This is a genomic window from Streptomyces chartreusis (assembly GCF_008704715.1).
GTDB lineage: Bacteria > Actinomycetota > Actinomycetes > Streptomycetales > Streptomycetaceae > Streptomyces > Streptomyces chartreusis.
The window spans coordinates 315119-331471 of sequence record NZ_CP023689.1; the positions used below are offsets into that span (position 1 = coordinate 315119).

Below are 16353 nucleotides of genomic sequence, written 5' to 3' on the forward strand. Positions count from 1 at the left end.
GATGCCCCGTGGCGAAGCCACCATCGGACGCGTGATGGCCCAGATCGCGATGGTGATGAATCTCGACAAGTGCATCGGCTGCCACACCTGCTCGGTCACCTGCAAGCAGACGTGGACCAACCGCACCGGTGTCGAGTACGCCTGGTTCAACAACGTCGAGACCAAGCCCGGCGTCGGCTATCCGCGCCGCTACGAGGACCAGGAGCAGTGGAAGGGCGGCTGGATGCTCGACAGGCGCGGCCGGCTGGTGCTGCGCTCCGGTGGCCGGGTCAAGCGGCTGCTGTCCCTCTTCTCCAACCCCGACCTGCCGGGCATCGAGGACTACTACGAGCCGGTCACCTACGACTACGACAACCTGGTCAGCGCCCCCGCGGGCCCGGACATGCCGGTCGCCCGCCCCCGCTCCGTCCTCACCGGCAGGCCGACCGCCATCACATGGGGCGCCAACTGGGAGGACGGCCTCGGCGGCGCCGCGGAGAACGCGGGCGCCGATCCCAACCTGAGCGGTGCGTGGGCGGAGAAGGTCAGGTTCGAGTTCGAGCAGACCTTCCTCTTCCATCTGCCGCGGCTGTGCGAGCACTGCCTCAACCCGGCCTGTGTGTCGGCGTGTCCGTCGGGTGCGATGTACAAGCGCGTCGAGGACGGCATCGTCCTGGTCGACCAGGACAAGTGCCGCGGCTGGCGGATGTGCGTGACGGCGTGCCCGTACAAGAAGGTGTACGTCAACCACGCCACCGGCAAGGCGGAGAAGTGCACCTTCTGCTTCCCGCGCATCGAGGCCGGACAGCCCACGGTCTGCTCCGAGACCTGTGTGGGCCGGCTGCGCTATCTGGGCCTGCTGCTGTACGACGCCGACCGCGTCGGCGAGGCGGCGGCCACCCCGGACGAGCAGGATCTGCTGGACGCCCAGCGCGGCGTGCTCCTCGACCCGCACGACCCCGAAGTGGCCGCGGCCGCACGGGAGTCGGGCATTCCCGAGGACTGGCTCGCGGCGGCCCGGCGTTCCCCGGTGTACGACCTGGTCTCCCGGTTCAAGGTGGCCCTGCCGCTGCACCCGGAGTACCGCACCCTGCCGATGGTCTGGTACGTGCCGCCGCTCTCCCCCGTCCTGGACGCCGTCGACGCCGCGGGCGGCGACCAGGACGACCCCGACCATGTCTTCGCCGCCGTCACCCGGCTGCGCATCCCGCTGGAGTACCTCGCGGAACTGTTCACGGCCGGGGACACCGAGGTGGTAGCCGGAGTGCTGATGAAGCTGACCGCGCTGCGTTCGTTCATGCGCGAACGCACCCTCGGCGAGGACGGCGACGAGGCCGCGCTGAAGGCCGTGGGGCTCACGGCGCGCGAGGCGGAGGATCTGCACCGGCTGCTCGCCGTCGCCAAGTACGAGGACCGGTACGTCGTCCCCGCCGCCCACAAGGAGGACGCCGCCGCGCTGACCGCGATGGAGAACCGCTGCCCGGTCGAGTCCACCGGTGACCCCACGGACGCCGCAGGCCGTCGGGTGATGCTCGGCCTCCCCACCCTGCGCCGCAACAACGCCGGAGGCCGCTCGTGACCCTGCTGCCCTTCCCCGGCCGTCCGGAGGGACCCTCGTCGATCCCCCCGCTCGTGCGCACCCGTGTCCGCGCGGCGGTACGCCGCCCGGCTCGCCTCACCCGCGAGGAAGCCGGGGCACGCGCCCTGCTGCTGCGGCTCTGCTCTCTGCTGGTGCAGTACCCGGACCTCGAACTCACCGCCGCCCGCCCGGTGCTCGCCGCTTCCGTCGAGGCGCTGCCGGCCTCGCCCGCCGCCGAGCACCTGGCCGCCTTCACCGCCTGGTTCGCCGGCCAGCAACCCGACGCGCTGGAGCGGCACTACGTCGAGACGTTCGACCTGCGCCGCAGGAGCAGCCTCTACCTCACCTACTACCTGCACGGCGACACCCGCCGCCGCGGCATGGCCCTGCTCACCCTCGCCCAGCGGTACCGGGCCGCCGGCTGGGACACCGACGGCAGCGAACTGCCCGACCATCTGCCGGTCGTGCTGGAGTTCGCCGCGCTGGCCGGGCCGGGTGGCGGCGAGGCACCGCTTCGTCAGCACCGGCGCGGGCTGGAGCTGATCCACCGGGCGCTGACCGACGCCGACTCGCCGTACCGGCATGTCCTGGCCGCGCCGCTCACCCTGCTGCCGCCGGCCACCGAGGCCGACCTCGCCGAGGTGGCCCGGCTCGCCGCCGAGGGTCCGCCGAACGAGGAGGTCGGTCTCGATCCCTACGGCACCTACGGGGACGGGGAGTTCGCGCCTCCGGGCACCTTCGTGCCGCCGGTGTCCGCTCCGCCGACCCGAGTTCCGCCCGCCCCTACGAACCGTACGGAAGGCTCTCGATGAACGCCGCGCTCCCCCCTTCGGCCGCCGCCTCGGCGAGCGGTGCGGATCTCCTCCTGTGGGTGGCCGTCCCCTACATCTGCCTCGCCGTGTTCGTGGTGGGGCACGTCTGGCGCTACCGGCAGGACCAGTTCGGCTGGACCTCCCGCACCAGCCAGCTTCTCGAACACCGCTGGCTGCGCTTCGGCAGCCCGCTGTTCCATCTCGGCGCGTTCATGGTGATCGCCGGGCATGTCGTGGGCCTCGCGGTCCCCGACTCGTGGACCGAGGCAGTCGGCATCACCGAGCACGCCTACCACACCACGGCCGTCTGGGCGGGCTCGGTGGCGGGCATCACGATGCTCGCGGGGCTGGGCATGCTGTGCGCCCGGCGCCTGCTGAACCGCAGCATCCGCCTGGGCACCGACCGCAGCGACAAGCTGCTCTTCCCGCTGCTGTCCGCGACCGTCGTGCTGGGCATCACCGCCACCTTCGCCCACAACGTGTTCGGCGCGGGCTACGACTACCGCTCCACCGTCTCCGTGTGGTTCCGCGGCCTGTTCGTCCTCCAGCCCCGGCCGGATGCCGTCGCCGGCGCCCCGCTGCTGTTCCAGCTGCACGCCCTCACCGCCTGCCTGCTCTTCGCGGCGTGGCCGTTCACCCGGCTGGTACATGTCTGGAGCGCCCCGATCGGCTACCTGGTCCGGCCGTATCTGGTCTACCGCCGCCGGGCCACGACGGCCGCGGCCACGCCACCACCGGGCCGGCCCCGGTCGGGGCCCGGCTCCCGCCGAGCCGCCTGAGCCAGGGACTCACGCCGGCGTGGGCGGGAGCCGGCGTACGTCCCGGAATCACCCAGCGCTACCTTTCATCACTTTCCGTGCGCACTGTGTGATCTGCTGATGTAGGCGAAGCAGCCCGGGGTGTTATTGAATGAAGTGTGCGGTCAGGAATCTCGGGACCCTGTCGCCGGGGTTCCGTTACGGCCCCGGCGCTGTGCCGGGGTTGGCGAGCGAGCTGAGAGAGCCGCATGGACTCCACCCCCTCCCCCTCGTCTGCCTCGCCATTCGACATGGTCAGCAGTGCTCTGGGGCAATACATCCCGCGCGGCGCGGCGGCAGCGGCCGCCGACTCTGCCGACACGCAGGGGGACAACGGCGCCCACCAGCACACGCCCCCGAAGCCGACGCCCGGCCGCCAGGAGCAGATCCTCGGCGCGGTCAACCTGGACCGGGATCTGAAAATCACCCGCCGCAATCTCGACCCCGCCGTTTTCGCGGGGGTGGAGGCCGTGATCGGGAGCCCTTTCGTCGATCTTCTGCCTCCCTGGGACGTACCGACGGTCACCAGGCGTCTGCGGCAGGTGCTGGAGACGGGTGAGCCGCACGTCGCCCGGGTGCAGCGCCTGCGGCGCAGTGACGGGTCGGAGCTGGTCGTCTCGATGAGCATCCTGGCGGCCGCGGCGCCGCAGGAGGGCCTTACCGTCACGGTGATCGCCATGGCCAGGCGGCTGCACCTGTATGCCGCCGAGACCGCGATCGGCACGTCGCTGGACATCGGCGAGACCGCACAGTCGCTGGCGGAGTCCCTCCTGGCCTGGGGAGACGTGGCCGCCATCGACCTAGACCTCGCCGTGTGGACGGGCGAGGTGGTCACCGAGCAGCCGCAGCGGCGCATCCGGCTGCGGCGAGCGGCCCTGGTACCGGACCGGGCCTGGCCCGACGGCTACGTGACCCCGGGCGACGATCTTCCCAGCGACGCGAGTCGTCTGCTGTCGCAGGCGATCCGGCGTGACGATGCCGCGCAGGCCATCGTCCTGCCCGACCGGGCGTCGATCGAGCGGGTGCTCGGCAGTGAGCGGCTGATACATTCCCTGGTCCCCAGTGACCGCGCGGCGGGTGTGGCGTACGTACCGCTGGTCCTGAACGGTGCGCCGCCGGTCGTGCTGGGTGTGGCGGAGGTCTGGCGGCGGGCGGGGCGCCCCTTCGACGACAGTGAGCTGCTCGACCTGCAAGAACTGGTGGCCAGGACCTCTCATCACGTGGACCTGGCCCGTCAGCACCAGCGCGAGCACACACAGGTCCTGGCACTGCAGCGCCGGCTGCTGCCGCGGTCCAGCGGCGACACCATCGAGACCGCGAGCATCTACCAGCCCGCCACCCCGGACAGCGCGGGCGTCGGCGGTGACTGGGTGAACAGCTTTCCGCTGCCGGACGGCCGTACGGCACTGGTGGTCGGTGACGTCGTCGGGCACGGTCTGGGAGCCGCGGCGACCATGGGGCAGCTCAGCATGGAGGCCCGCGCGCTGCTGTCCGCCGGGCTGGCGCCGGACGAGGTCCTTGAGCACCTGGACGAGACCGTGTCACTGCTGGACGACGCGGAGTCCGGGCTGGCCGCGGGTTACAGCGCCCTCGGGTCGACCTGCTGCATCGCCGTCTACGACCCGGTCAGCCATCGCGTGACGCTGTCCAGCGCCGGTCACCTTCCCCCGGTGCTGATGCTCCCGGACGGGCTCGGCGGTCCGGTCGCGGCACGGCCCCATCCCGGGCTCGGCGCCGAGTTCGCCCTGCGGGAGCCGTTCGACGTGCATGCCTTCGCCGCACCCCCGGGCTCGCTGCTGGCCCTCTACACCGACGGCCTGGTGGAGGATCCCGCCCTGTCGATCGACGAGGGCATCGGCAGGCTGGCGGACGCCGTGTCCGAGGTGCACCCCTGGGACGCCCTGCCGGATGCGGCGCGGCGCGTGGTCTCCGCGCTGGCGCCCGCGAACAGGCGCGACGACGTGACCCTGCTCCTCGCGCGCATGATCGGCTACCGCAAGGAGGACACCGCGACCTGGCGGCTGCCCGCCCGCGGTGACATCGCGGCCCGGGCCCGCGTACTGGTCTCCGGGCTGCTGGGGCAGTGGTGCACCAGGGAGGACACCCGGGACAGCGTGCTGCTGGTGGTCAGCGAACTGGTCGCCAACGCGGTCCGCTTCGCCCAGGGACCCATCACCCTGCGGATGATCAGGACGGGCAGCGGACTGCTGTGCGAGGTGGGTGACACCGGCAACGGCAGGCCCCGGCTCGGCCGCAACGAGCTGCTCGACGACGCCGGTCGCGGCCTGCACGTCGTGCATGGACTCACCACCCGGTGGGGCGTGCGGTGGACCGACACCGGCAAGGTGGTCTGGGCCTCTATCGCCAAGTGACGCGGCTACGGGTGGGACGGTCGGGGCCCCTTCGTGCGGGGCGCGCGAGCCCGCCCTACAGCCACTGCCCTTCCAGCGCGGTCGCCGTGAGGCCCGGGGCCGCCGCGTACAGGACGGCGCGGCTGCCCGGCTTCTGCCCGGCGTCGTGCGCCCTGCGCATGATGTCGAACACGGCGGCGCCCCCGCGGTTGCCGGTGGTGTAGCTGTCCCGGCTGTAGTCCAGCAGTCCCGAGGGCCAGCCGTCGGGCATCGTCTGCTCCATGTACTCCAGCACCCGCGTCCCGCCGGGGTGCGCGAGCAGTACGTCGGGGTGCCAGGCGTCGGGGTCGTCCTGGTACCGGGCGCCCAGCCAGTCCCACATGGCGGTGACCGTCTCCTGCACGGCGCGCGGCCCGCGCCGGTCCATCACGAAGTGCGTGCCGTCCTCCCGGGTGTCCAGGCGGTGCAGGTCCTGGGTGCCGGGCAGGGTGTGGCTCCAGGAGGCGTCCAGTCGCAGCACCGACTCGGCCCGCCGACGGCCCGTGACGACGGCGGCGACCGCGGTGTCCGCGAACAGCAGCCGGACGATCAAGGACTCGAGGGTGTCGTCCGCGGGCTGGTAGGTGGTGCTCAGCGCTTCCGAGATCACGACCAGGACCACCCGGTCGGGGTCGGCGGCCACGAGATCCGCGGCCAGCGCCAGGGATCGGGTGCCGGCGATGCAGGCCCACTGCGTGGCCGGCAGCAGCATCACGTCGCTGCGCAGCCCGAGCCTGTTGGCCAGGGCGACGTCCAGCCCCGGCAGCGCGGGGGTGGTGGAGTTGCTGGTGATCACGCAGTCGACGTCCGCGGCGTCGAGCCCGGCGATCTGGAGGGCCCCGCGTGCGGCGCGCTCCCCGTAGGACTGCACGGCCTCCCAGGCCGGCGCGGTGCGTTCCTGGACGGTCTGCGGCGCCGGTATCGATTCGAGGGCGGCGATCACACGATCCACGTCCTGCTCGGTGAAACCGTCGCCGGCCAGCGCCTCTCGGGTCGGTCCGACGCCGGCGGCGGGCAGGCCGTTGCCCTTGCCGGGTGCGACGGCGGTCTCCAGCGGCAGCATCCAGCCACGGGTTTCGATGCCGGTGCTCGCGGCGATGCCGTCGATGCGCGGCGCCCATGCCGCGTCGGGGTGCCGGCCGTGCACCTCCGCCACGATCTGGCTGGTCTTCACGGTGTGCTCGCCGTGTATCACGGCAGGCGGGCAGAGGTAAGCGGCCATGGCTTGCACCTTTCTACGGGGAGCGAGGCAGAACGTCACGACCGCTGTGTCATGTATCACTTCGGCACGATGCATCCAAGTCGATGCCTGTGCGCTCTACTTCGGGCTGCTGAGTCCGTTTCGAGCATGGACGCTAAATGGACATTTGCGCTGTGACCTGGGCAACTTGGATCACTTTTGACATGCGTGACACGGCGCACAGTGCCGCATGAAGGCGCGACGTGCTGCCATACCTGCCTGACGCACCGTCAGTCCGTGGCTCAGAGGCGGATGCGAGCCACTCCCGCGTAGATGCCGCCGTCCTCCGGCTCCGTGGCCGGGGTGGAGGTGAACCAGTGCGTCGCCGTCACCAGGCCGGGTGGCACGAGGTCCAGGCCGTCGAAGAAGCGCTCCACTTCTCCGCGGGGGCGGAAGGCGAGCTGGATACCGCCCTTGGCGTACTGGGCGACGACCAGTTCGGCGAGTTCCGGGAACAGGTCGGACGCGGCGTGCGACAGGATCAGATAACTGCCCGGGGGCAGCGTGCCGACCAGGGCACGGACGATGCCGTGGGCGTCCTGTTCGTCGGTGATGAAGTGCATCAGCGCGATGAGCGACAGCGCGATGGGGCGGTCGAAGTCCAGGACGTGCCGGGCATGCCGGACGATCGCTTCCGGGTCGCGCACATCGGCCTGGATGTAGTCGGTCACTCCCCCGGGACGGCTGACCAGCAGCGCCTCGGCGTGCCGCAGGACGATCGGGTCGTTGTCGGCGTAGACCACCTTGGCCGACGGCACTATGTCCTGCACGATCTGATGGAGATTCGGCTCGGTCGGGATTCCGGTCCCTATGTCCAGGAACTGATCGACGCCCTGCGTGGCGAGCCACGCGGCCGCCCGGTGCATGAACTGACGGTTCTGCCGGGCTGCGTCCCTGGCCTCGGGCGGCAGCATCTCACCGACGGCCTCGTCGACCGGGTAGTTGTCCTTGCCGCCGAGCAGCCAGTCGTAGACCCGCGCGGGGTGCGCCTTGCTGGTGTCGACCGGCCGGGACGGCTGTGAGTTGGTCGTCATGGCGGCTCCATCGCGCGGTGGGGAGGTGCGGACCGAGTTCACCATGATCATACTCATGCGGGCCCGTCTTCCTTGTGGGCGGGCCGACTTGACCGGCTCAGCGCGGTCGCCGGCGGTCCTGGATCCGCCCTTTCCGGTCGCCGGACCGCTCAGCGCGACCCGGCTGAGATCTCGTTGATCAGCAAGCCCTGCCGCAGCCATCGCACGAACGCGAAGGCCCAGGTGGCGAAGAGGACGAGCAGCAGGGCGAGCGCGAGGAGCCAGGGGGCGGGGCGGGACCAGCCGACGAGGAGGGCGACGACCGCTGCGATGACGAGCACGGTCTGCACGGACTTGTAGGCGGCGGGGTAGCGGTCGTAGTCCGCCAGGGTGGGCAGCAGCACCACGGTGGTGATCAGCATGACGGCCACGGACCCGCTCATCAGCCAGCTCACGGCGACCGGTGCCCGGTCGTCGGTGGCGTGCTCCACCAGCCCGACCATGCCCGCGCCGGCCGCCGCCACGGCCATGGTCAGCGGCAGGTGCATGAAGATCCAGGTCGCCAGTGAGTGCCCGCTCTCCCGCGGCAGTCGTCGGGACACCAGGTCGGCGTAGTTCCACCAGAAGCCGAAGCCGACGGCGAGCCCGAGCAGGCCCGTGGTCGTGACGAGTGCGCTGCGTTCGGTGTCGGTGAGGCCGTTCACGACACCGATGACGACTTCGCCGAGCACGATGATGATGAACAGTCCGAAGCGCTCGACCATGGTCTCGGTCACGACGTCGTAACTCGGTGTTCTGCGCCAGAAGATGAGGATGACGCACTCCACGCCGCACCATCCGACTACGAACGCCGCCCACACGGCGAGGCGGGCGTCGGCCGACAGCGGTACCGAGGCCGCGATCACGAGGATGCCTACGACCATGACGATCAGATAGCGCCGGGGCGTCTTGCGCAACTCCGGCCGGTCCTGCCGGTACACGGAGTACCACTGGTAGCTCAGCAGGGCCAGCAGCAGTGCGTAGAGCGCTGCCAGGGTGCGGCCGTCGTCGCCGTCGGCGTGGCCGACGTATACGGCCATCAGGGACAGCAGCAGCATCTGAACGAAGATCAGCGAGCGGGTGTGGCCGTCCTCGCGGCCGTGCAGTTCGTAGAAGAGTGTGCCGTTCAGCCAGGCGATCCAGATCAGTCCGAAGACCACCGCGAAGGTCGCCGTGCCCCGCCAGGAGACGTCCTCGGCGAGGGTGTGGGCCGCCTGGCCGATCAGGACGACGTAGACGAGGTCGTAGAAGAGCTCCAGGAAGCTCACGCTGCGACCGGTGTCGACCTCGCCGTGGCGGCGCGGCGGGCGGAAGAGCCAGCGGCGGGTGCCGGTGCCCAACGGGACTGCCTCTGCGCTGACGGGACGGGGCTCGGGGGCACTGTCGGACATATGAGGCTCCTGTGTGGCGCGGCCGAACGTGTGGCGAAGTGATGGTGACGGCTGCTCTCCCGCGGCAGACGCGGGCACGCCGCAGTATGTCGAACAGCTGTCGGTGATTCGGCAAGGCGGAGCAGTGAGGTTCGTGTCCAGGAGCCGACACGAGCCGCTGGTCCCCGGTCGGGTACGTCCGGGGACCAGCGGCTTCTGAGTTCACCGCAGCCAGGGGTTGCGGCTCACGAACGGCAGGCGGGCCCACGCCCGGCCCAACCCCCAGACCGCTCCGGCGCCTACGGCCGCGAGGGCGATCAGGACGACGGCGTAGACGACGTGGTAGTCGGCGAACGGGTTGGTCGACATGCTGGGCGAGCCGTCGGACAGGTGCTTGGCGGGCGGCCACTCGGCGACCCACATAAAAGCCATCATCAACGTGCCCGCGATGGCGGCCAGTCGCAGCCCGATGCCGAGGATCAGCGCCACACCGACGCCCAGCAGGCCGAACATGAACAGCCAGTCCGCCCACGTGGCGCCGGCCCAGTCGTGGAAGGTCGACTCCATCGGCCCCGCCGCGACCCCGCTGAGGAAGCCCTTGGTGGGCGAGCCGCCGTCGATCCAGCCCTTGCCGGACGGGGTGGCGTAGCCGAAGCCGAAGGTCTTGTCGAGGAACGCCCACAGGAAGACGAACCCGGTGAGCAGGCGCAGGGATGCCGGCGCGTAGGCCGCCACCGTGGCGGTCATCGCGACTTCCTGGGCGGTGCCGTCGGCCGAGTCGGCGCGGGTCCTGCGGAACAACGGCAATTGGAACCCCGCGCGCCGGTGAGGATGCTCGTGCACGGCCATGATGTTGTTCCCTTCGCAGCGGATTCCGTTGTTGACGCAATCACTGTCGCGGCTTCGGGCATGGCACGGTCCGATGCCGATGGTCCGCGTCCGTAGGGCTGAACGGCCCCATTCCCGGGCCCTGTTGGGCCGTCGGCGCGGCTGCGGTCACAGGGGTCTTCCGGGCCAGTCGAGCAGGCGGGCGCCGATGACCGCGGTCTGCAGGGTGTATCGGTGCGCGGGGTCGGCGGGGTTCGTGCCGGTGAGGGTGTGGATGCGGTCCAGGCGGTAGGTGAGGGCGCGCACGCTCAGCGCCAGTCGGCGGGCGGTCTCGGCGGCCACGCATCCCGTGTCGAAGTACGTGGTCAGGGTGTCGAGGAGCGGCTGGGCTCCGCCGCGGGCCTGTTCGAGCGGGCTGAGGGTGCTGCGTACGAGGTCGACGAGGGCCTGCCGGTCGCGGGCCAGGACGGGAAAGACCAGCAGGTCGGCGGCGCGCAGGAGCGGGTCGCCGAAGCCCATGCGCTGGGCTACGTCGAGGGCGTTGAGGGCTTCTTCGTAGCTGTGCCCGATCCCTACGGCGCCGGGCCGGGGCCGGCCGATGGCGACCTGGCCGCCCTCGGTGGCGGCGTGCGCCTGCTTGGCGAAGTGGGTCAGGACTTCGCCCTGGTCACCGGGTGCGATGCACACCATTCGGCCGTCCTTGGTGGTGAACAGGATCCGGCGGTTCTCGAACCGGCCGAACAGCGCGTCCTCGACCCGGCGTGGCACGGGGTCGGTCTCGTCGTACTTGGCGGGGCCCTCGGCGACGGCCACGGCGTGGACGCGTGACAGGCGCAGCCCGAACCGTTCGGCCCGTGCGGCGAGGTGGCCGGAGTCGCCTCGTCCATGGAGCAGGTCGTCGATGAACTCGCGTCTGGCCGCCTCCTCCTGGCGTACGACGAGGCGCTGGGCGCGCTCGTATCCGTCGGCGAAGGCGTCCATGGCCTGCTCGATGACGGTCAGGACGCTGTCCGGGTCCGCCATGGCCGGCCGGGCGGCGCGGCCGGCCACGAGGTGCTCGCGGACCAGGACGCGCCATCCGTAACCCGATGCGGCGGCTCGGGCGCCGAGCTCGCGGCGGGAGTCGAGTTCGTCGCGGGTGAGGCGGCGGCCGGTGGGAGCGGCGTCCGCCAGGATCTCGGCGTAGCCGTCGAGGAACTGTCCGGGGTTGTCGTAGGTCGTCACTTGCGGCTCCCGCCTGCGCGCGGCTCGTTCGGGTCTCGGGTCCTGGGGCCGGTGCCGGGTCAGGCGTCCGCGGGTACGGGCTCCGCTCGCTCCGCCTCCACGGGGGCGGCCTGAGTGCGGGCGGTGGACCGGCGGGTGAGACGCCGGGCCAGCGGCTCGGTGTAGCGGGCGGTGAGCGGGCCGACGACGACGAGGATCAGGACGTAGGCGGTGGCGAGGGGGCCGATGCGGGGCTCGACCGCGACGGCGAGTCCGGCGATGACGATGGAGAACTCGCCGCGGGCGACGAGGGTGCCGCCCGCCCGCCAGCGGCCCGCGCCGTGGATCCCGGCACGGCGTGCGGCGTACCAGCCGGTGGCGATCTTCGTGAGGGCGGTGACGACGGCCAGGAGGAGGGCGGGGACGAGGACGGGCGGGATATCGGCGGGGTCGGTGGACAGGCCGAAGAAGACGAAGAAGACGGCGGCGAACAGGTCCCGCAGGGGCATGAGGAGGTTGCCGGCTCCTTCGGCGACCTCGCCGGACAGGGCGATGCCGACGAGGAAGGCGCCGACGGCCGCGGAGACCTGGAGTTCCTGGGCGAGTCCTGCGATGAGGAGGGTGAGGCCGAGGACGACCAGCAGGAGCATCTCCGCGCTGTCGGAGGAGACCGCACGGCTGATCAGCCGGCCGTGGCGCAGGGCGACGTAGAGGACGGCGCCGACCGTGCTCAGGGAGATCAGCAGGGTGACCGTGCCTCCGGCCAGGCCGGCGCCCGCAAGCAGGGCGGTGAGGATCGGCAGATAGACGGCCATGGCGAGGTCTTCGATGACGAGGACGCCGAGCACGACCGGGGTTTCGCGGTTGCCGAGCCTGCGTAGGTCGCCGAGCACCTTGGCGATGACGCCCGAGGAGGAGATCCAGGTGACGCCGGCCAGCGCGACCGCGGCCACCGGGCCCCAGCCCAGGATCAGGGCGGCGAGTGCGCCGGGCACCGCGTTGAGGACGAAGTCGGCCGCGCCGGAGGGGTATTGGGTCTTCAGGTTGGTGACGAGTTCGGAGGCGCTGTACTCCAGGCCGAGCAGAAGCAGCAGCAGGATGACGCCGATCTCGGCGCCGGTGGCGGTGAACTCCTCGCTGGCCTGCAACGGCAGCAGTCCGCCATGGCCGAAGGCGAGTCCGGCCAGCAGGTAGAGGGGTATGGGCGAGAAGCCCATCCGTCCGGCGAGGCGGCCGAGCAGGCCCAGGGCGAGGATGATGGCCCCGAGTTCGATGAGCATGGCGGCGGTGTTGTGCACGGGCGTCTGTCCCTCCGGTGCGGATCGGTGACGGCGTCTGTGCCTTGTCGGCGGCGGGCAGCGAGCAAGCGCTGTCCGTGACGTGCTGAGGCGTGCTGGGGCGGTGGGTGGCGGTACCTGGCGCGGCATCGGGCGGCATGACGGGCGGGCGTACGCCCTCGGCTGGACGGTCATGCGTCGGCCCGGTGGTCGGACACGGCCGGAGGGCACCCGTGGCAGGTGTCCGACCGGGAGTCAGGCGCTGTGAGCGGTGCTGCCCGAATCGGGCACGCTGTCGCGCGCCGTGTTGTCGATGCGCGCGGTCCTGACCGTCGCCGCACGCATACGGCAGCCGGCCGTGACGGGAGGCAGGGCAGGGGTGCGGACAGCTCGGTCCATCTCTACGTCCCCCCGTCCCCTGAGATGCGGAATCGCCACACAGCGAGTCCACAGAATGAGCAGCAAATCGCTCAATAGAGCGAGTGGCTGGGTGTTGGAGTTTAGCGCACGACTAATAACCCATAGCTCGCTTTTGACTACCTGTCAGGAGGAAAGGAATCGATCAGCTCACCGGCCATGCCGGCCAGAACCAGGCCGGTGGCAATGAGGAGTCCGTGGGCCAGGACGAGCCCGGCGCTCACTACCGCCAGGCCGACGGCGAGCAGCAGCCACGCCGGGGTGCGGCGGTACTCGCGGGGGCGGCAGGGCAGCGGAGTGCGGGCGGGGTACAGGGGTGCCGAGCTCCTCGGGGATCTACACCCGCGGCCTGACCAGCGCTCTGAGCTCCCTCGCGGTCGAGTTCACGGGCCCCGCCCTGTCCGTGCGCCGGCACGTCGCGTCCGACCCGCCGTCCCTGGGCGAGAACACCGAGCTCGTCCTCTATCGCGTCGCGCAGGAGAGCCTCACCAACACCGCCCGCCATGCCGGCGCCACCCGCGTCGACCTCACCCTGGAGCACACACCGGATGCCGTGGAGCTGCGCGTGCGCGACAACGGCCGCGGCATCGACGGCACCACCGAGGGTTCCGGCATCCAGGGCATGCGCGAACGCGCCCTGCTCATCGGCGCCTCTCGCACCCTCGGCCCCTCAGCCGACGGCGGCACCCAGGTCCGCCTGACCGTCCCTACGCGCCACCGGCATCTACCCCGGCGCGGTCAACGCCCTCATCCGCAAGATCGCGGACTTCCTCGTCATCAGCCCGAAGACCGTGGAGAGCCACCGCGCCAACCTGCTGCAGAAACTCGGCCTCAAGGACCGCCTGGAACTCACCCGCTACGCGATCCGCGACGGACTGATCGAACCGTGACACCGGCCGGAATGGAAAGGGCGCGAAGATTGCCGGAACACGGCAATGCGTCCCCCGGCCGCCCCGTGTGAACATCCCGTCAGGCGAAGACCGGCGGCAGGCGGGAGGGGGACGGTACGCATGGGGCGAGAAGCAGCGCCGCGGCGCTCTGGCCGAGGCCGGCGCCATCGAAGGGCTCAAGCAGGGTGAGGCCGAGCGGTCCCGGCGTGCGGCGATCGCGGAGGCGGTACGGCTGGAGGGCGAGGCCGAGGCGGCGGCGATCGCGGCGACCGGCGCCGCGGAGGCGGAGGCGATGTGCAAGAAGGCCGACGCGTTCGGGCAGTACGGTGACGCGGCCGTTCTCCAGATGCTCGTCGAGGTGCTGCCGCAGGTCGTCGCCAAGGCGTCCGAACCGCTCAGTGCCATCGACAAGATGACCGTGATCTCGACCGACGGCGCGGGCCGGATCCCCCGGGCCGTGGCCGACAACGTGGCGCAGGGTCTCGAACTCCTCGGCTCCACCACGGGAGTCGACCTGGCGGAGCTCCTCAAGGGCATCACGCGGCGGTCGGACGCCGGGCGTCCCGAGCCCGCCGCGGCGAACGGAAAGGTCGAGATCACCGGCTGAGTCGGGGCCGACTGTCCACCACTTGGCGGATCACGGCACGGGAACCCCGAACAGCCCCTCCTTTCGGCGTGGGAACGCGACGGTGATGTCGAGGCCGCCCGCCGGGCCCTGTTCGGTGACGATCCGGGCCCGGTGGGCGCTGGCGACGGCCGCGACGATCGACAGCCCGAGGCCGTGCCCGTCGTGGCGTGCGGAGCGGTGGCCGAGCCGTTGGAAGGGCTGGTACAGGGACGGGATGGCGTCGCGCGGGACGACCGGGCCGCTGTTCACGACGCGCACCGTGGGCACGCCGCCCTGAAGGTTCGTGGTCACCCGGATCCAGCCGCCGGGGTTGGTGTACCGCTGTGCGTTGCCGACGAGGTTGGTCACCAGCCGCTCCACCAGGCTGCTGTTGCCCTCGGTCGCGGCGGCGTCGAGCGAGACCTCCAGGGTGACGTCCTCGGGCTGGGTGGGCGTGAGGGTGTCGAGGACGTCGGTGACGACCTCGGCAAGGTCCAGCGGCTCGGTCCGGAAGACCCCGCTCTGGCTGCTCGCCAGGGTCAGCAGCGCCTCGATCAGCCGTTCCTGGTCCTCGCCTATGCTCAGGGCCCGCTCGCACACCCCTCGCAGGGCCTTCACGTCCGGGTCCGGTTTGCTGAGCGCGACCTCGATCACCGTGCGTTGCAGGGTCAGCGGGGTGCGCAGTTCGTGCGAGGCGTTGGCGACGAAGCGTCTCTGTGCGTCGAACGCGGCGTCCAGTCGGCCGAGCAGCCCGTCGAAGGTGTCGCCGAGGTTCTTCAGCTCGTCGTCTGCGGGGCCGGGCATCGCGAGGCGCTCGTGCAGATTGTGCGCCGAGATGCGCCGGGCCCGTTCCGTCATCACCCGTACGGGCCGCAGCACCCGCCCGGCCACCAGCCAGCCCAGTCCGCCGGAGACGCCGGTCATGACGCCGAGCGCGATCCCGGAGCGGGTGAGCAGCGTGCGCTGTGCCTCCTGGCGCTGGCGGTCGGCGACGTACGAGATCTGGGCCGTCACCTCCTGCACCGCCGGATTGCGCGAGGCGTTGCCGGTGGTGATCTTGGTGCCTTTGGAGGCGGGGCTCTGCACGACCAGGAGGTAGGTGACGGCGAGCAGGGTGGCGCCCGAGACGAGGAACAGCGTGCCGTAGAGGAGGGTGAGCCGGAGCCGGGCCGACCAGCGGATGCGGAACCGGCCGGCCGGGTCAGATGCGGTAGCCGACATGCGGCACCGTCTCGATCACGGGCGGGTCCCCGAGCTTGCGGCGCAGCCGGCTGATGGTCACCTTCACGGTGTTGGTGAACGGGTCGGTGGCTTCGTCCCAGGCCCGTTCGAGCAGTTCCTCCGCGGACACCACCGCCCCGCGTGCGGCCAGCAGGAGTTCCAGTACGGCCATCTCCTTGGGGGACAGATCCAGTTGGCGTCCGCCGCGCCAGGCGGTGTGCTCGGCGGGCGACAGCGACAGGTCGCCGTGGGTGAGCACCGGGGGCACGGCGGGGTGCGCGCGCCGGGCGAGGGCGCGGATCCGTGCGACCAACTCGGCGAAGGCGAACGGCTTGGTCAGATAGTCGTCGGCGCCCAGGCTCAGTCCGTCGACCCGGTCGGCGATGGTGGAGGAGGCCGTGAGCATGAGGATGCGGGCCCGGCAGCCGTGCTTGATCAGCGCACGGCAGACCTCGTCGCCGTGCATCAGCGGGAGGTCCCGGTCGAGCACGATGACGTGGTAGTCGTACACGGTCGCCTGCTCCAGCGCCTGCCGGCCGTCCAGTGCCAGGTCGATGGCCATGCCTTCCTGCCGCAGACCTGCGGCGATCGTCTCGGCGAGTTCGAGGTGGTCGTCGACAATCAGCACTCTCATGCCGGCCAGGATGCCCTGCGGCCCATAACAGCGGAATAACGCGTGGAGAGGGTCAAA

General features: G+C 71.2%; 13 protein-coding genes and 3 pseudogenes. 7 read left to right on the forward strand and 9 right to left on the reverse strand.

The genetic code is table 11. The features are described from left to right. Position 1: 1 nt before the first annotated feature. The 4 genes from narH to CP983_RS01350 all read left to right on the forward strand — a co-directional run bounded on the left by narH (position 2) and on the right by CP983_RS01350 (position 5539). Positions 2–1558, forward strand: a complete 1557-nt coding sequence (gene narH / locus CP983_RS01335; protein WP_150498182.1) for a nitrate reductase subunit beta — start codon at positions 2–4, stop codon at positions 1556–1558. Further along, positions 1555–2370, forward strand: coding sequence for a nitrate reductase molybdenum cofactor assembly chaperone (gene narJ / locus CP983_RS01340; RefSeq protein WP_373309777.1), 816 nt, complete (start codon positions 1555–1557; stop codon positions 2368–2370). Before narH ends, narJ begins: the two co-directional genes overlap by 4 nt. Then, positions 2367–3149, forward strand: coding sequence for a respiratory nitrate reductase subunit gamma (gene narI / locus CP983_RS01345; RefSeq protein WP_150498183.1), 783 nt, complete (start codon positions 2367–2369; stop codon positions 3147–3149). Before narJ ends, narI begins: the two co-directional genes overlap by 4 nt. A gap of 227 nt (positions 3150–3376) precedes the next feature. Next, entirely contained in the window at positions 3377–5539 is a 2163-nt protein-coding gene (locus tag CP983_RS01350; RefSeq protein WP_150498184.1) for an ATP-binding SpoIIE family protein phosphatase, read from the forward strand. A gap of 55 nt (positions 5540–5594) precedes the next feature. On the opposite strand, the gene CP983_RS01355 is transcribed toward CP983_RS01350, so the two are convergent. The 7 genes from CP983_RS01355 to CP983_RS43735 all read right to left on the reverse strand — a co-directional run bounded on the left by CP983_RS01355 (position 5595) and on the right by CP983_RS43735 (position 12926). After that, positions 5595–6779, reverse strand: a complete 1185-nt coding sequence (locus CP983_RS01355) for a beta-ketoacyl-[acyl-carrier-protein] synthase family protein (protein ID WP_125525602.1) — start codon at positions 6777–6779, stop codon at positions 5595–5597. Between the two features lie 260 nt (positions 6780–7039). After that, a complete protein-coding gene (locus tag CP983_RS01360; protein WP_150498185.1) occupies positions 7040–7831 on the reverse strand; it encodes an SAM-dependent methyltransferase in 792 nt (263 codons plus the stop codon). Between the two features lie 149 nt (positions 7832–7980). Continuing rightward, positions 7981–9240, reverse strand: coding sequence for a low temperature requirement protein A (locus CP983_RS01365; RefSeq protein ID WP_150498186.1), 1260 nt, complete (start codon positions 9238–9240; stop codon positions 7981–7983). A gap of 201 nt (positions 9241–9441) precedes the next feature. Continuing rightward, entirely contained in the window at positions 9442–10068 is a 627-nt protein-coding gene (locus CP983_RS01370; protein WP_150498187.1) for a DoxX family membrane protein, read from the reverse strand. A gap of 147 nt (positions 10069–10215) precedes the next feature. Further along, the gene (locus CP983_RS01375) at positions 10216–11271 is read right to left on the reverse strand and encodes a PucR family transcriptional regulator (RefSeq protein ID WP_150498188.1); all 1056 of its coding nucleotides are present in this window, start codon (positions 11269–11271) and stop codon (positions 10216–10218) included. A gap of 59 nt (positions 11272–11330) precedes the next feature. Further along, the gene (locus CP983_RS01380; protein WP_150498189.1) at positions 11331–12548 is read right to left on the reverse strand and encodes a cation:proton antiporter; all 1218 of its coding nucleotides are present in this window, start codon (positions 12546–12548) and stop codon (positions 11331–11333) included. A 234-nt stretch (positions 12549–12782) separates the two neighbouring features. Beyond that, positions 12783–12926, reverse strand: coding sequence for a hypothetical protein (locus CP983_RS43735; protein WP_167537630.1), 144 nt, complete (start codon positions 12924–12926; stop codon positions 12783–12785). Between the two features lie 421 nt (positions 12927–13347). On the opposite strand from CP983_RS43735, the pseudogene CP983_RS44560 reads away from it, so the two are divergent. The 3 pseudogenes from CP983_RS44560 to CP983_RS01390 all read left to right on the forward strand — a co-directional run. Beyond that, positions 13348–13647, forward strand: a pseudogene (locus CP983_RS44560) (sensor histidine kinase); the annotation flags it as partial. 49 nt (positions 13648–13696) lie between these two features. Further along, positions 13697–13834 (forward strand): annotated as a pseudogene (locus tag CP983_RS01385) (response regulator transcription factor); the annotation flags it as partial. A gap of 124 nt (positions 13835–13958) precedes the next feature. Next, a pseudogene (locus tag CP983_RS01390) lies at positions 13959–14441 on the forward strand (flotillin domain-containing protein); the annotation flags it as partial. 30 nt (positions 14442–14471) lie between these two features. Here CP983_RS01390 and CP983_RS01395 read toward each other — a convergent pair. Continuing rightward, positions 14472–15662 carry a sensor histidine kinase gene (locus CP983_RS01395; RefSeq protein WP_107910675.1) on the reverse strand — a complete coding sequence of 397 codons (1191 nt, stop codon included), beginning with the start codon at positions 15660–15662 and terminating at the stop codon, positions 14472–14474. Beyond that, a complete protein-coding gene (locus tag CP983_RS01400) occupies positions 15643–16296 on the reverse strand; it encodes a response regulator transcription factor (RefSeq protein ID WP_150498190.1) in 654 nt (217 codons plus the stop codon). The genes CP983_RS01395 and CP983_RS01400 overlap by 20 nt, the downstream gene beginning before the upstream one ends. Positions 16297–16353: the final 57 nt, after the last annotated feature.

Bases quoted from the DNA above. Each gene is read 5' to 3' on its own strand.
- narH (WP_150498182.1), top strand. From the start codon at position 2: ATGCCCCGTGGCGAAGCCACCATCGGACGCGTGATGGCCCAGATCGCG.
- narI (WP_150498183.1), top strand. From the start codon at position 2,367: ATGAACGCCGCGCTCCCCCCTTCGGCCGCCGCCTCGGCGAGCGGTGCG.
- CP983_RS01350 (WP_150498184.1), top strand. From the start codon at position 3,377: ATGGACTCCACCCCCTCCCCCTCGTCTGCCTCGCCATTCGACATGGTC.
- CP983_RS01355 (WP_125525602.1), bottom strand. From the start codon at position 6,779: ATGGCCGCTTACCTCTGCCCGCCTGCCGTGATACACGGCGAGCACACC.
- CP983_RS01360 (WP_150498185.1), bottom strand. From the start codon at position 7,831: ATGACGACCAACTCACAGCCGTCCCGGCCGGTCGACACCAGCAAGGCG.
- CP983_RS01365 (WP_150498186.1), bottom strand. From the start codon at position 9,240: ATGTCCGACAGTGCCCCCGAGCCCCGTCCCGTCAGCGCAGAGGCAGTC.
- CP983_RS01370 (WP_150498187.1), bottom strand. From the start codon at position 10,068: ATGGCCGTGCACGAGCATCCTCACCGGCGCGCGGGGTTCCAATTGCCG.
- CP983_RS43735 (WP_167537630.1), bottom strand. From the start codon at position 12,926: ATGGACCGAGCTGTCCGCACCCCTGCCCTGCCTCCCGTCACGGCCGGC.
- CP983_RS01395 (WP_107910675.1), bottom strand. From the start codon at position 15,662: ATGTCGGCTACCGCATCTGACCCGGCCGGCCGGTTCCGCATCCGCTGG.
- CP983_RS01400 (WP_150498190.1), bottom strand. From the start codon at position 16,296: ATGAGAGTGCTGATTGTCGACGACCACCTCGAACTCGCCGAGACGATC.